The organism is Paucibacter sp. KCTC 42545 (assembly GCF_001477625.1).
In the GTDB taxonomy this organism is placed as follows: Bacteria; Pseudomonadota; Gammaproteobacteria; order Burkholderiales; family Burkholderiaceae_C; genus Paucibacter_A.
Window position 1 is genome coordinate 2,136,443 of the sequence record NZ_CP013692.1, and the last position, 14,763, is coordinate 2,151,205.

The following is a 14,763-nucleotide window of genomic DNA, read 5'->3' on the forward strand; positions in this document are numbered from 1 at the left end:
GCGGCGGATTCAGCCATGCCTGGGCACCAAAACCCGGGATTTTACCGAGGACTGGCGGGCTTTCCGGCTCAAGGTCACAAACTTGCTGTCAGGCTGCTTCGCGCCCAGGCGCTGCACCGCTCAAGCCTGTGCGAATGCCGCTCAAGCGCGGTTTTCAAAATTTGTGACAAAGCGCACGCCGCGCCAGTTGCGTAAGGAGCATCTCGATACAAATCGCCTCCCCTGAGCTTGTGCGTATTCCGTACATTCAAGGCAGCGCCCCTCACACCCCCTCGTCGGCGGGCGCCCAGTGCCGCTGCCCGCAGCGGTGACTTTTCAGCAGTCCTTGAGGTCCTGGTCCATGAAAACTCCCCAATCCCTGGCTTGGCGCCGTCCCGCCGGCATCTTCGTCAGCTTGCTGACTGCAGCCGCCCTGGCCGCTTGCGGCGGCGGTGGCGGCTCTAGCAGCGCCGACGCTCCCGCGCCCACCCCTGCCCCAACAGCCCCACCCGCGCCCGCCGCCTCGGCCGCCAGCCTAGTGGAAGGCACGATCACCGGTTTTGGCAGCGTCATCATCGACGGCCAACGTTTCGATGACACCGGCGCCAAGGTCGCCATCGCCAACAACCCCGAAGCCAGCAGCCAAGCCACCCTGGGCGATTTGCGCACAGGCATGCGGGTGCAGGCCGAGTTGAAAGACGGCGTGCTGCAGAACCTGGCGGTGAATTTCGCCTTGGTGGGCACGCTCAGCGCCATCGACACCAGCGCCGGCAGCCTGAACGTGTTCGGCCAAACCATCAAGGTGGTCAGCGCCACCGCCACCGGCCCCTTGCCCACCGTGTTCGAAGGCTTCAATGCCTTGAGCCAATTGGCGGTAGGCGATCTGCTCAAGGTCTCGGGCACGGTCGCCAGCGACGGCAGCATCACAGCCACCCGGATCGAGCGCCGCCTCAAGGACGGCAGCGAGATCTACCGCCTCAGTGGCGCCGTGCAGGGCCTGGACAGCGCCAACAGGCGCTTCACCTTAGGCGGCAACAGCAGCGTCAGCGTGGACTACAGCAATGCCAAGCTGCTGCCCAGCGGCGCCGTGATTGAGAACGGCAAGCTCGTCAGCGTGGTCGCCAAGAGTGCGCCGGCCACAACTGGAGGCAGCACCGTGCTGACGGCCAGCGCCGTTGAAGTACGCAGCAAGAAATTGCCTGACAGCCCTGACCTGTCGATTGGCGGGCAGATCAGCGACTTCCAGTCACTGGCTTCGCTTCGCATCGGTGATGTGCAGGTGGATGCCAGCAGCGCCACGCTGAAAGAAGGGACCGTGGCCGCCGATGTGGTCAACGGCGCGCAGGCCTATGCGCAAGGCGCACTGAGCGCCGGTGTGCTGAAGGCCACCAGCCTGAAGGTATTCAAGCCGGAAACCGCCTTGAAAGCGCAATTGAGCGGCCAGGTGACCGACTTTGTCTCCATCGCCAACTTCACCCTGCGCGGCACGGTCGTGGACGGCAGCAATGCCAGCTTCAGCAAGGGTAAGGCGGCGGACATCGCCACCGGCACCTGGCTCAAAGTGACGGGGCAGCTGACCAGCAGCGGCGTCGTGGCCAAGGAGATCGAGGTGCAAGCCCCGCCGGCCAACAAACCCTCCAGCCTGCAAGGCGCCATCAGCGGCCTGGATCTGGCCAATAAGAAGCTGAGCTTGCTGGGCGTGACGGTGCAATGGAGCGATGCCACCAAGTTCAGCTTTGAAGGGGGACTGAGCCTGAGCACCCTGGCCAACGGCGTGGTGCTGAGCGTTGAAGGCAGCTTCGATGCCACCACCAACGTCTTTACCGTCACCAGCATGAAGGGCTCGGCCGCCAGCGCCAATACCGGTGGGATCCGCACGGTGGGCTTTTCCGGCCTCATCTTCAATGCCAGTAGCAGTAGCTTCCAAGTCGGCAGCAATACCGTTCTGATCAGCAACACGACCCAGCTGCAGCCCAGCGGCAGCACCCTGGCCGACTTGAAGAACGGCGCCAAGGTCAGCGTCAAGGCCAGCTTGACGACAGTGGACGGCAAGCCGGTCTTGACAGCCCTGTCGATTGAAATTGAGAAACCAGAAAAGGATTCCGCGGGTGGCGATGTGCTTTATCTCGCCGGCTTGGTGACTGATTTCTCCAGCAGCGCTAACTTCACGCTTGCAGGGCAAAAAGTCGATGCCAGCGGCAGCAACGTCGAGTTCATCGATGGCAATGCGGCCAAATTGGCCAATGGCGCCAAGCTGGAAATCAAGGGCAGCCTGACGAATGGCGTGCTGATCGCCAAACGCGTGCATTTCATGCCGGGTTGAGTCAGCTGCACGGAACGCAAAAAGGGCCTGCAAGCGCAGGCCCTTTTTTTTTCGCTTCGCCACCAGCGCCACATTTTTAGGCAAGGCAGGGAATCCTCGATGCCTACTGGCCTCTGCCCAAGACTCCAGTGGCCATCCCCAAAGTTACCCACAGCTGATGTGGACAGGCGAGGCGGTGGAAAGCGGCACCTTGGGCGATCTCCGCCCTTTTCAAGCCGCCGTCAGGCCGGCGCCGAACGGTCAGCCTCAGCTTCGATCAGCGTTGCGCCTGCATCTGCGCGACGATGTGCTCGATGCGGTCCAGCACATCAGCCTGCTCGACCTGGGTCAGCACCCGGTCTTGCAGCACGCGGCGGCCGCCAACCCACACGTCGGACACATGCTCGCGACCGGCCACATAAACCAGCTGTGCCTCGGGGTTGTAGACCGGGCGGCATTCCAGCGCGCTCAGGCTCACGGCCACCACGTCGGCCAGCTTACCCACTTCCAGCGAACCCAGATCCGCCTCACGGCCCATGGCCTTGGCGGCGCGGATGGTGGCCATTTCCAGCGCGGTGCGGGCGCTGACGGTGGTGGAGTTCTGCGTCACGCCCTTGGCCAGCAAAGCGGCCGCGCGGATTTCGCCGAACATGTCTTGGCGGTTGTTCGAGGCCGCGCCATCGGTGCCCAGAATGGTGTTGACGCCCGCCTCTTCCAGCGCCGTGACCGGGCACACGCCCGAGGCCAGCTTCATATTCGAGTTGGGGTTGTGCACCAGGTGCACACGCTGCTTGGCCAGCATGGCGATTTCGGCCTCGTTCAAATGCACCATGTGCACGGCCATCATGCGCTCATCCAGCAGGCCCAGCTTGTTCAGGCGCTCCAGCGGGCGCATGCCGTGCTGCTTGACGCTCTCGTCCACCTCAAACTGCGTCTCGTGGATATGGCAGTGCATCTGCAGGTTCAGGCGGTCGCGCAGATCGCGCAAATGCACAAAGGTCTCGTCCGACACCGTGTAGGGCGCATGCGGCGCCGAGGTCCAGTCCAGCAGCTTTTCGTTCTTGAACTGCTCGTAAGCTTCCAGGCCTTTGGCGATGTACTCGGCCGCGTTGGCGGCGTAGCCGGTGGGGAAGTCGATCACATTGATGGAGACACCGGCGCGCACGCCGCTGTCAATCGCTGCCCGCGCCATCGCGGCGGGGAAGAAATACATATCGTTGAGATAGGTGACACCGCCACGCAGCGCCTCGCAGGCACTCAGCAGCGAGCCCTGGTAGGTCCAGTCATCGCTGACCCACTTCTTTTCCAGCGGCCAGATATGGTTGTTGAGCCAGTCCATCAGCGGCACATCGTCGGCCACGCCGCGCAGCAAGGACATGGCGGAATGGGTGTGGCCGTTGATCAGGCCTGGGATCAGCACATGCTCGCCCAGTTCAACGCGAGCCGCGTCCGGGTACTGCGCCTCGGCCTGCGCCCAGGGCAAAACGGCGGCGATGCGCTCGCCCTGCATCACCAGCGCATGGTGGTCGAGCACCGAGCTGCCCGGGCTCATCGGCAGCAACCAACGGGCTTTGAGGATGGTGGTGGTCTTAGGCATTGAAAGCTACTCCTGGAAAAACAAAGCTCGCCAAGTGGCGAGCATGAACTTTAGTCGTTTGCGGCGGCATCGAAGGCCTGATCAAACAGATCCAGCACCCGCTGGCTCTGCACCGCTACGCAGACCTGCTGCGATGGCGCTTGCGCCCAGGCTTCCGGCTGGCGGCCGGGCGCGCGCAGGCTTTGAATCGTCTGGCCGCGCGCAATGCCCTCTAGCGCCACGCGCACCGGGCCGGCACGCAGGGTGAAGGACTCCGGCTCAATGGCATAGGCAATCGCGCTGGCATCGTGGGCATAGATGCCGGTGATGCCGTCCACCGAATGGTAGAAGTCCTGATAGTGGCGAGTGGCCTGCCAAAGGAAATCACCCACCGCGCCGCCGCGACCTTGCAGCGCCGCCAGGTGATCCTGGCTCATCACCACGGCCTGGGTCACGTCCAGGCCAACAATGACGACGGGCCAGTTGGCGGTGAAGACGATGTCGGCCGCCTCCGGGTCATTGATCATGTTCGCCTCGGCCACCGGCGTGACGTTGCCGCCACGACCTTCAATGCCGAAGGCACCGCCCATCACGATGACTTGCTTGACCTTGACGGCGATGCTGGGGTCATGACGCAGGGCCAAGGCCAGATTAGTCATCGGGCCCACGGCGATTAAGGTGATCTGGCCCGGCTCAGCATTGACCATATCGCAGATCAGCTGATGCGCCGGGCGCGGGTCCAGCGGATGTAACTCCGTCGTGGCAGCCACGGCCACCTCCGCCCTGCCGCCCAGGCCGTCATCCCCGTGCACATGGGTGGAATGCTCACGCTCGGCCTCGGGCAGCAAGGGGCCTGCGGCACCAGCGGCCACCAGGACCTGGGCGGCATCCAAGCCATACAGGCCGCACAGGGCGCGCGCATTGCGGGTGGTCACCGCCAGCGAGGCATTGCCGAACACGGTGGTGATGGCGCGCAGGCGCAAGGCCGGATGGCGCGCCAGCAGATAGAGGGCCATGGCATCGTCGATGCCGGGGTCGGTGTCGAAAATGACTTGCAGTGGGGATGTTTGTTGGCTCATGCGAGGCTCCTCGTGGATGCGAATTCAGCAGGCAACTCGGCACGCAGCGGCATGGCGCTTTGCACGCCGCTGCGGCTCACCGCAATAGCAGCGGCAGCCATGCCCAAGCGCACCGCTTGCTCTGCTGAGCAGCCTTCGGCCAAACCGGTGGCCAGGCCACCGACAAAGGTATCGCCGGCGCCAACCGTGTCCACCGCCTTGACGGCCGTGGCCGGCAGGCGCTGCATCTGACCCGCAGCATCGAGCATCAACACGCCGGCGGCACCCAGGGTCACCAGCAGCTCACGCGCGCCGCGCGCTTGCAGCAAGCGCCCAGCGGTCTCCACATCCTCGGCGCCCGCCAATTGCTGGGCCTCGGTCTCGTTGAGCACCAGCCAGTCGCACAAAGCCAGCAAGGCGGGCGGCACAGCCAGGGCCGGCGCGGCATTCAAAACCGTGCGGGCGCCAGCGGCGCGCGCCAACTCAAAAGCCTGCTGAATCGCCGGCACCGGCACTTCCAACTGCGCCACCACCACCGCACCGGGCTGGAACTGATCGGCCGCGGCCTGCACGTCGGCGGCCGTCAAATCCGCATTGCTACCAGGTACGTAAACGATAGCGTTCTCGCCACCCTCACTCGCCACCATGATGACGGCCACACCGGGCAGCGCCGCGGGGTCGCGCACGATGGAAGAGGCATCCACGCCTTCGGCCTGCAAGGCCTGCAGCAACTCAGCGCCGTGCTGGCGGGTGCCGACGCGGGACACAAAGGCCACCTGTGCACCCAAACGTGCGGCGGCCACGGCCTGATTGGCTCCTTTGCCGCCGGGCGCCATCACAAAGCTCTGACCCACCAAAGTCTCGCCGGGGGCTGGCAGACGCTGGGAATGAGCCACCATGTCCATATTGATGCTGCCCACCACCAGCACCCGGCCAGGCGCCTGCGGCGTCGCTGCACCGCTGGCGGGGATTGTTGTCTCGTTCGGTTTACTCATCTTGTTCGTCTTCTTGCACTGCGTCTTGCTCTGGCTTGTTGCCCAATGATTGGCGCCAACTGACCGTCGCTCACTGGCGAGCGTTGAATGGCTTGGCCGTGCTCTCGCGCAGCACCAGGCTGGGCGTCATTTTCTGGTCTTGGAACACGGCATCGGGTTGCTCAATGCGCTCGATCAACATCTGCCCGGCGCGTTGGCCCAGGGCCTTGATGGAATAGCCCACCGTGGTCAGGGCAGGAAATACATAACGGCACAAATCAATATCATCAAAGCCGATGACGGACAGCTGGCCCGGCACACTCAAACCGCATTCGGCCGCCGCGCGCAGTGCACCGATGGCCATCAAGTCATTGCTGGCAAATATGGCGCTGATGGCGGATTTGGGCGATTCGCCCTGCCCTGCACGATCCCGGCCTGATTGCTTGAGCAAGCGGCTGGCGGCCAAATAACCACCTTGGCTGCTGAAGTCGGCCTCGACAACCAAGTCCTCATCAGCGGCCAAGCCATGTTCTTGCAGGGCCCGCCGCCAACCGGCCAAACGTTCACGCGAGACTTCAAATTCAGCCGGGCCGCTGATGCAAGCCACCCGTTTGTGCCCCAGATCGAGCAAATGCTTGACTGCGTTGTAGGCGCCTTGGCTGTTATCCACACTGACCCGGTCGGCGCGCGCGCCCGGCACCAATCGGTCGACGGTGACGGCGGGCACGCGGGCCATTTTGAAAATGCCGGCCAGCGCCTCGTCATCGCCGGCTGAGGACAGCAGCAAACCGTCAACCCGCTTCTCCAACAGCGTGCGCATGTATTGCAACTGGCGCTTGGGATCGTTATCGGAATTGCACAGAAAGACCGAATAGCCGGCCAGCCGGCAGCTTTCCTCGACGCCGCAAACCAGCTCGGCAAAGAAAGGGTTTTGCACATTGGGCACCAGCACGCCGATGATCTTGGTCTCGCTGGTGCGCAGCGAGCGAGCCACCGCGCTGGGCAGGTAGCCAATTTCTTCCACGGCTTCTTCGACCCGACGACGGGCCTCGGCGCTGACCGGCCGGGTGTTGTTCAACACATGCGACACGGTGGTGAAGGAAACACCGGCACGGGCCGCCACATCTTTGATGGTGCTCAAGAGGCTTACTCAGGTTCGGGTCGAGTGGGCTGATGGTGAGTGGACTGCGCGCAAAGCTCGCCAAAGTCGCCAAGCGAAAGGCGGCCAAAGGCTGGGAAGACAGAAAAATCGCCTACTCAGGCTGGGCAAACGTTTGCTAACGGGCCGCAGCATAGCCCAAAGCCAGGCGCTTGGCGGCGCGCGCGCACCTAGCCCAAACAAAAAAACCCTCGCCACCACTCCTGCTGGAGTGGTGGCGAGGGTTTGAGCGGGAAGTCCGGCGCGCTAAGCAGCGCGCCAAAACCCCGAACTCAATGCCTGATCAACGCTCGCCGATAGGCTTGACGTTGCGGGCAGCGGAGCCGACGAAGAGCTGACGCGGACGGCCGATCTTGTACTCGGGGTCGCCGATCATTTCGTTCAGCTGGGCAATCCAGCCAACCGTGCGGGCCAGCGAGAAGATGGCCGTGAACAAAGGCACCGGGATGCCGATGGCGCGCTGCACGATACCGGAGTAGAAGTCCACATTGGGGTAGAGCTTGCGGGCGACGAAGTACTCGTCTTCCAGCGCGATCTTCTCCAGCTCCATGGCCAGCTTGAACATCGGGTCGTCATGCAGACCCAGCTCGTCCAGCACCTCATGGCAGGTTTCGCGCATCAGCTTGGCGCGTGGGTCGTAGTTCTTGTAGACACGGTGACCGAAACCCATCAGCTTGACGCTGCTGTTCTTGTCCTTGACCTGCTTGATGAACTCGCCGATCTTGGCCACGCCGCCGTTGCGCTGGATGTCTTCCAGCATATTCAGCGCTGCCTCGTTGGCGCCGCCGTGAGCCGGGCCCCACAGGCAAGCCACACCTGCGGCGATGGCCGCAAAGGGGTTGGTGCCGGAGGAACCGCACAGGCGCACGGTCGATGTCGACGCGTTTTGCTCGTGGTCGGCATGCAAGATGAAGATACGGTCCATGGCGCGCACCAGCACGTCATTGGGCTTGTAGTCTTCACAAGGCGTGGCGAACATCATGCGCATGAAGTTGCCTGCGTAAGACAGGTCATTCTTCGGGTAGATGTAAGGCTGGCCGACGGTGTACTTGTAAGCCATGGCCACCAGGGTGGGCATCTTGGCGATCAAGCGGATGGCGGCGATTTCACGGTGCTCGGGATTATTGATGTCCGTCGAGTCGTGATAGAAGGCCGACATGGCACCGACCAAGCCGGTCATCACGGCCATCGGATGCGCGTCGCGGCGGAAGCCACGCAGGAAGAACTGCATCTGCTCGTTGACCATGGTGTGGTTGGTCACGCGATTGACGAACTCTTCCTTCTGCGACGGGTTGGGCAGCTCTCCGTACAGCAGCAAATAGCAGGTTTCCAGATAGTCGCAGCTGGTGGCCAGTTGCTCAATCGGGTAGCCGCGATACAGCAACTCGCCCTTATCACCATCGATATAGGTGATGGTCGAGTTGCACGAGGCAGTCGACAGGAAGCCGGGGTCGTAGGTGAACTTGCCGGTTTGGGCGTACAACTTGCGGATGTCGATCACATCCGGACCAATGCTGCCCTTGTAGAGCGGCAGATCCATGGAGGGGCTGCCGTCGGAGAACGACAGGGTGGCTTTGACGTCTGACGGTGTCATGGGCTTTTCCTTTGGCTTCTTGGGGATTCTTAAGAGGTGGTTCTCAGCAGGGCCAGAACCTCGTGCACATCGTCGCGGACCAACTCGCCTTCCGGCTCTTTGCGGCGCAATAGCAAGTCCAGCAAATCGTTGTCGGACAAGTCCATCAGCACGCGCAGCCCCTCGGCCTGAAACTCGGTCAGGCTTTGGGCATATCGGTCAAAAAAACGCTCTATGAAGAGATCGTTCTCCAACAGCCCACGGCGACACCGCCAGCGCAGCTTGGACAAGGCGCGCTCATCGATGATGGAGCTGGGTTCAACAGACATAACTGGCTTGGCGATCTTTGTGCACGGCGTCTTATCTAGGCTCATCAGATGGCGCGACGCACCATCATTTCTTTGATCTTGCCGATGGCCTTGGTCGGGTTCAGACCCTTGGGGCAGACATCGACGCAGTTCATGATGGTGTGGCAGCGGAACAGGCGGTACGGATCTTCCAGGTTGTCCAGACGATCAGCGGTGGCCTCATCGCGGCTGTCGGCGATGAAGCGGTAGGCCTGCAGCAAGCCGGCGGGGCCGACGAACTTGTCAGGGTTCCACCAGAAGCTGGGGCAGCTGGTCGAGCAGCTAGCGCACAAGATGCACTCGTACAGACCGTTCAGCTCATCACGCTCTTCAGGCGACTGCAGGCGTTCCTTATCGGGCAGCGGTGTGTCGTTGATCAGGTAAGGCTTGATCGAGTTGTACTGCTTGAAGAACTGCGTCATGTCGACGATCAGGTCGCGCACCACCGGCAGGCCCGGCAGCGGCTTCAAGACGATCACGCCCGGCAAGGTGCGCATATTGGTCAGGCAGGCCAGACCGTTCTTGCCGTTGATGTTCATGGCGTCGGAGCCGCACACGCCTTCACGGCAGCTGCGGCGGAAGCTCAGCGTCGGATCGGCCGCCTTGAGCTTGCCCAGGGCGTCCAGCAGCATGCGCTCGGAGCCGTCCAGCTCGACCTCGAGGGTCTGCATATAGGGCTTGGCATCCTTGTCCGGGTCGTAGCGGTAGATCTGGAAGGTACGCTTGGTCATTTTCTTAATCCTTGTTCTAGTCAGTTGGTGGCAGCGCGAGGCGCTTGCGGGCTATCGGGCCGCCACTCAAGGCCGTCAGTCCTCAGTCAGTGGGCAACAGGGCCAGCTGCGACTTCGCGCGCAGCCCTGCTCCGCAAAGACATCAGAATGTGCGGACCTTTGGTGGAATCGAATCCACCGTCAGCGGCTTGAGCTTGACCGGTTTGTAGTCCAGACGGCTGCCTTCCGAATACCACAGGGTGTGCTTCATCCACTCTTCGTCATTGCGACCATTTGGGTGGGCGGGCGTATCGCCGTAGTCGTCCACCGTATGGGCACCGCGGCTCTCGCGACGGGCTGCCGCCGAGACGATGGTGGCCTTGGCCACTTCGATCAGGTTCTCGACTTCCAGCGCTTCAATACGAGCCGTGTTGAAGACCTTGGACTTGTCCTTCAGCGTGATGTTGCCCACGCGCTCAGCAATCTCAGCCACCTTGACCACGCCTTCGTCCAGCATCGCTTGAGTGCGGAACACACCTGCGTGACGCTGCATCGCCAAGCGCAGATCGTTGGCAACGTCTTGGGCGTACTCGCCGCTCTGGCTGTTGTCCAGACGGGCGATACGGGCCACGGAGTCGGCACCTGCATTAGCCGGCAGAGGCTTGTGCTGCTGCGACTTCAGGCCGGACTCAACGATGTGGTTGCCAGCCGCGCGGCCGAACACCAGCAAGTCCAGCAGCGAGTTGGTGCCCAGGCGGTTGGCGCCGTGCACGCTGACGCAAGCGCATTCGCCCACGGCATACAAGCCGTTCACCACCGTGTTGGGTTCGCCATCCTTGGGCACAACGACCTGACCGTAGATATTGGTCGGGATGCCACCCATCTGGTAATGGATGGTCGGCACCACAGGAATCGGTTCCTTGGTGATGTCGACGTTGGCGAAGTTGTGGCCGATCTCAAACACCGAAGGCAGACGCTTCATGATGGTCTCGCCACCCAAGTGGGTCATGTCCAGCTCGATGTAGTCCTTATTCGGACCGCAGCCGCGACCTTCCTTGATTTCCTGGTCCATGCAGCGTGACACGAAGTCGCGCGGAGCCAGGTCTTTCAGCGTCGGGGCGTAGCGCTCCATGAAACGCTCGCCATTGCAATTGCGCAAAATCGCGCCTTCGCCGCGGCAACCTTCGGTCAGCAGCACGCCGGCGTTATGCACGCCGGTGGGGTGGAACTGCCAGAACTCCATGTCTTCCAGCGGGATGCCGGCGCGAGCCGCCATGCCCAGGCCGTCGCCGGTGTTGATGAAGGCATTGGTGGAGGCGGCGAAGATGCGCCCTGCACCACCGGTGGCCAGCAGCACGGTCTTGGCCTCCATGATGTGAAGCTCGCCGGTTTCCATTTCCAGTGCGGTCACGCCAACCACATCGCCTGCTTCGTTGCGGATCAGGTCCAGCGCCATCCACTCGACGAAGAACTGCGTCTTGGCCTTGACGTTTTGCTGATACAGCGTGTGCAGCATCGCGTGGCCGGTACGGTCGGCCGCGGCGCAAGCGCGCTGCACCGGCTTTTCACCGTAGTTGGCGGTGTGGCCGCCGAAGGGGCGCTGATAAATCGTGCCGTCCGCATTGCGGTCGAAAGGCATGCCGAAATGTTCAAGCTCGTAAACGACCTTGGGCGCTTCGCGGCACATGAACTCGATGGCGTCTTGGTCGCCCAGCCAGTCAGAGCCCTTGACCGTGTCAAAGAAGTGATAGTGCCAGTTGTCCTCGGACATATTGCCCAGCGAGGCGCTCACGCCACCCTGCGCCGCCACGGTGTGCGAGCGGGTCGGGAAGACCTTGCTCAGCACCGCCACGTTCAGGCCAGCCAGCGACAGTTGCAGCGAGGCACGCATGCCAGAGCCGCCCGCGCCGACGATGACCACATCGAACTTGCGCTTAGGAATCGAATTAGTAGTCGCCGCCGTCATCACATTCTCCACAACACTTGAACTGCCCAGCCGGCGCAGCCCAACAACCAAACCAAGGTAAACACATGCAAAGCCAGGCGCAGGCCGACGGGCTTCACGTAATCCATCCAGATGTCGCGCGTGCCGACCCAAGCGTGGTACGCCAGGGAAAGAATGACGACAAAGGTCAGGAACTTCATCCACTGCTGGGCGAAGATGCCGGCCCAGCGGTCATAACCCAGCGCGCCGGGCATCAGGAACTGCGCCAACACCACCACGGTGAACACGGCCATCAACACGGCGGTGACGCGCTGCGCCAGCCAGTCACGCAAGCCGTAATGCGCACCGACCACGGTGCGTTTGCTGCCAAAAGTACTCATAGTTTTTTCTTTCTTTCTCAGTCTTGATCGGCTGACCGAATCAATACAGGCCGAAGAGCTTGGCGCCCAGCAACAGCGTCAGCAGCACGCTCAAAGCCAGCGTCATGACTGCCGTGCTGTGGCCCTGCTCCTTGGAGACGCTGTGGGTCGCGTCCATCCAGAGGTGGCGCACACCGGCGATGAAGTGATGCAAGTAGCCCCACAACAAAGCTAACACCGTCAGCTTGACGAACCAGGCCGGCACGAAGCCGATACCGGCCACGAAGGCGTTGGTGAAGGCGTCGTAAGAGATTTCCGACGTCAAGCTCATGTCGAACATCCAAACGACGAAGGGCAGCAGCAAAAACATCATCAAACCGCTGATCCGGTGCAGGATGGAAACGATGCCTGCCGGCGGCAGCCGGTATGAACTGATCTGACTGATGTGAATATTGCGAAAGACCGGTCTGGCCGCTTTAATCTTGGTGGTGTTTGTCATACCTGACCTTGTGTAATCAACGTGAAACTCCCAGAGTTTATTGCAATGCAGCAGACGCTAGGCTTACAGCGCGTGCAAAAGCCCTATGCCGCATTAGTTCAACTCATTGCGATAAAAGTGTGATTCGGTGTGGTAGAGGCCGCGACGCAACTCCACCGGCCGGTCGCCATAAGTGAAGGACAAGCGCTCCACGCTGAGCAGCGGCGCGCCCACCGGCACCTGCAACAACTCGGCCACCTCGGCATCAGCCGCCAAGGCGCGAATTTTCTCTTGCGCGCGGATCATGTGAACGCCAAACTCGGCCTCAAACAAGCCATAAAAAGGCCCGCGGTATTGATTCAGGCGCTCGGTGGTGAGCCCTTTGAAAAGTTGGCCCGGCAACCAGATGTCGTCCAACACCACCGGCCGGCCGGCCGCTTTAAGCAAGCGCCGTACCTCCACCATTTGTTCGCCGGCACGCATTTGCAACTGCTTGGCAATGGCGGCGGGCGCGCGCATGCGCTTGCAGTCGAGCAACTGCCGCTCCAAGCTGGTTGAGCCCTCGTCCGGCACCAGGCGCAAAAATCGGTACTGCATTTTTTGCTCGGCATGGGTGGTCACGAACGTGCCCTTACCCTGCCGGCGTACCAAAAGGTTCTCCGACGCCATCTCGTCGATGGCCTTGCGCACCGTACCTTGACTCACGCCGAAACGCCCCGCCAGATCCAACTCGCTCGGAATCGCCTCGCCGGCCTTCCATTCACCGCCTTGCAGGCTGGCGATCAGCAAGCCCTTGATTTGTGCGTATAGCGGACTAAAAGACGGCCCGGCCAGCGTCGACCCCGCATGGGCGGCGGCAGACTTGACTGCAGAACGGACGGGCGAAGTTGGCATGGCCGGTATTGCAGCACAGGGCGGGGCCCAACGTCCACCCACATCAGCTGCAAAATGCCAGATGTCTTCTATAAGACATAAGACCAGCAGCAAAAACGCAACATCGCGTCATAATCACGCCATCGCACGCACGCAGGTCAGTTCTGTGCAAGGGAATTCCCTTGGACTGGCCTACACTTGCAGGTCAAGCGCTGGCGCAGCGAGGGCACAAACAAGCCTCGCCCAGGCAGGAATTTATTGCAGCAGTTTTTTACTACCTTCGGAGCAATCACATGAGCAAGAAACCCGTTCGCGTTGCCGTTACCGGCGCCGCAGGCCAAATTGGCTACGCCCTGCTGTTTCGCATCGCCTCCGGCGAAATGCTGGGCAAGGACCAGCCCGTCATCCTGCAATTGCTGGAGATCCCTGACGAGAAGGCCCAGAACGCGCTGAAGGGCGTGATCATGGAGTTGGAAGACTGCGCCTTCCCGCTGCTGGCCGGCATCGAAGCCCACAGCGACCCAATGACCGTCTTCAAGGACACCGACTACGCCCTGCTGGTCGGTTCGCGTCCCCGCGGCCCTGGCATGGAGCGCTCGGAGCTGCTGGCCATCAACGGCGCCATCTTCACCGCTCAAGGCAAGGCCCTGAACGCTGTTGCTTCGCGCAACGTCAAGGTGCTGGTCGTCGGCAACCCCGCCAACACCAATGCCTACATCGCCATGAAGTCGGCCCCGGATCTGCCGGCCAAGAACTTCACCGCCATGCTGCGACTGGACCACAACCGCGCCGCTTCGCAAATCGCTGCCAAGACTGGCAAGGCCGTGGCCGAGATCGAAAAATTGGCCGTCTGGGGCAACCACTCGCCCACCATGTACGCTGACTACCGCTTCGCCACCATCGGCGGCGCTTCGGTCAAGGACATGATCAATGACGAGACCTGGAACCGCGAAACCTTCTTGCCCACCGTCGGCAAGCGCGGCGCCGCCATCATCGCCGCTCGCGGCCTGTCGTCGGCTGCTTCGGCTGCCAACGCTGCCATCGACCATATGCGCGACTGGGCCCTTGGCACCAACGGCAAATGGGTCACCATGGGCATTCCTTCGAACGGCGAATACGGCATCCCCAAGGAAGTCATGTTCGGTTACCCCGTGACCTGCGAAGGTGGCGAGTACAAGATCGTTGAAGGCCTGGAAATCGATGCCTTCTCGCAAGAGTGCATCAAGAAGACCCTGGACGAACTGCTGGGCGAGCAAGACGGCGTCAAGCACCTGGTCTGATTCCCTGCAGCCAAAAGCTCAAGGCCCTGCCCTCCGCGAGGAAGGCAGGGCCTTTTTACATGCCTGCCACGCCTTGCCCACCACGCCGCAAGGCGCAATGCCGTGGCAATATGCCGCACCGCAAAGAATAGCCATCGTCATCACAACAGC

13 protein-coding genes are annotated in these 14,763 nt (G+C 62.0%); 2 read left to right on the plus strand and 11 right to left on the minus strand.

Annotation, left to right across the window (positions count from 1 at the left end):
• Window positions 1-340 precede the first annotated feature (340 nt).
• A complete protein-coding gene (locus AT984_RS09365; RefSeq protein ID WP_058719871.1) occupies window positions 341-2,302 on the plus strand; it encodes a DUF5666 domain-containing protein in 1,962 nt (653 codons plus the stop codon).
• A gap of 256 nt (window positions 2,303-2,558) precedes the next feature.
• Here AT984_RS09365 and AT984_RS09370 read toward each other — a convergent pair whose 3' ends face one another.
• From AT984_RS09370 to AT984_RS09420, 11 genes are all read right to left on the minus strand, one after another.
• The gene (locus tag AT984_RS09370; RefSeq protein ID WP_058719872.1) at window positions 2,559-3,878 is read right to left on the minus strand and encodes a TRZ/ATZ family hydrolase; all 1,320 of its coding nucleotides are present in this window, start codon (window positions 3,876-3,878) and stop codon (window positions 2,559-2,561) included.
• A gap of 50 nt (window positions 3,879-3,928) precedes the next feature.
• Window positions 3,929-4,936 carry a nucleoside hydrolase gene (locus AT984_RS09375; protein ID WP_058719873.1) on the minus strand — a complete coding sequence of 336 codons (1,008 nt, stop codon included), beginning with the start codon at window positions 4,934-4,936 and terminating at the stop codon, window positions 3,929-3,931.
• Window positions 4,933-5,910 (minus strand): ribokinase, encoded by a 978-nt coding sequence (gene rbsK / locus AT984_RS09380; protein ID WP_082679911.1) that lies wholly within the window; start codon window positions 5,908-5,910, stop codon window positions 4,933-4,935. The genes AT984_RS09375 and rbsK overlap by 4 nt, the downstream gene beginning before the upstream one ends.
• 70 nt (window positions 5,911-5,980) lie before the next feature.
• Window positions 5,981-7,030, minus strand: coding sequence for a LacI family DNA-binding transcriptional regulator (locus AT984_RS09385; protein WP_058719874.1), 1,050 nt, complete (start codon window positions 7,028-7,030; stop codon window positions 5,981-5,983).
• A gap of 301 nt (window positions 7,031-7,331) precedes the next feature.
• On the minus strand, window positions 7,332-8,642 hold the full coding sequence (gene gltA, locus AT984_RS09390) for a citrate synthase (RefSeq protein WP_058719875.1): 1,311 nt from the start codon (window positions 8,640-8,642) through the stop codon (window positions 7,332-7,334).
• Between the two features lie 29 nt (window positions 8,643-8,671).
• A complete protein-coding gene (locus AT984_RS09395; RefSeq protein ID WP_058722202.1) occupies window positions 8,672-8,950 on the minus strand; it encodes an FAD assembly factor SdhE in 279 nt (92 codons plus the stop codon).
• A 44-nt stretch (window positions 8,951-8,994) separates the two neighbouring features.
• Window positions 8,995-9,699 (minus strand): succinate dehydrogenase iron-sulfur subunit, encoded by a 705-nt coding sequence (locus AT984_RS09400; protein ID WP_058719876.1) that lies wholly within the window; start codon window positions 9,697-9,699, stop codon window positions 8,995-8,997.
• 142 nt (window positions 9,700-9,841) lie between these two features.
• On the minus strand, window positions 9,842-11,644 hold the full coding sequence (sdhA, locus tag AT984_RS09405; protein WP_058719877.1) for a succinate dehydrogenase flavoprotein subunit: 1,803 nt from the start codon (window positions 11,642-11,644) through the stop codon (window positions 9,842-9,844).
• The gene (gene sdhD, locus AT984_RS09410; protein WP_058719878.1) at window positions 11,644-12,003 is read right to left on the minus strand and encodes a succinate dehydrogenase, hydrophobic membrane anchor protein; all 360 of its coding nucleotides are present in this window, start codon (window positions 12,001-12,003) and stop codon (window positions 11,644-11,646) included. Before sdhD ends, sdhA begins: the two co-directional genes overlap by 1 nt.
• Window positions 12,004-12,043: 40 nt before the next feature.
• Window positions 12,044-12,481, minus strand: a complete 438-nt coding sequence (gene sdhC, locus AT984_RS09415) for a succinate dehydrogenase, cytochrome b556 subunit (protein WP_058719879.1) — start codon at window positions 12,479-12,481, stop codon at window positions 12,044-12,046.
• 93 nt (window positions 12,482-12,574) lie between these two features.
• Window positions 12,575-13,354 carry a GntR family transcriptional regulator gene (locus tag AT984_RS09420; RefSeq protein WP_082679912.1) on the minus strand — a complete coding sequence of 260 codons (780 nt, stop codon included), beginning with the start codon at window positions 13,352-13,354 and terminating at the stop codon, window positions 12,575-12,577.
• A gap of 272 nt (window positions 13,355-13,626) precedes the next feature.
• Here AT984_RS09420 and AT984_RS09425 point away from each other — a divergent pair, with 272 nt between their 5' ends.
• Window positions 13,627-14,613, plus strand: a complete 987-nt coding sequence (locus AT984_RS09425; RefSeq protein WP_058719880.1) for a malate dehydrogenase — start codon at window positions 13,627-13,629, stop codon at window positions 14,611-14,613.
• The last annotated feature ends 150 nt before the right edge of the window (window positions 14,614-14,763 follow it).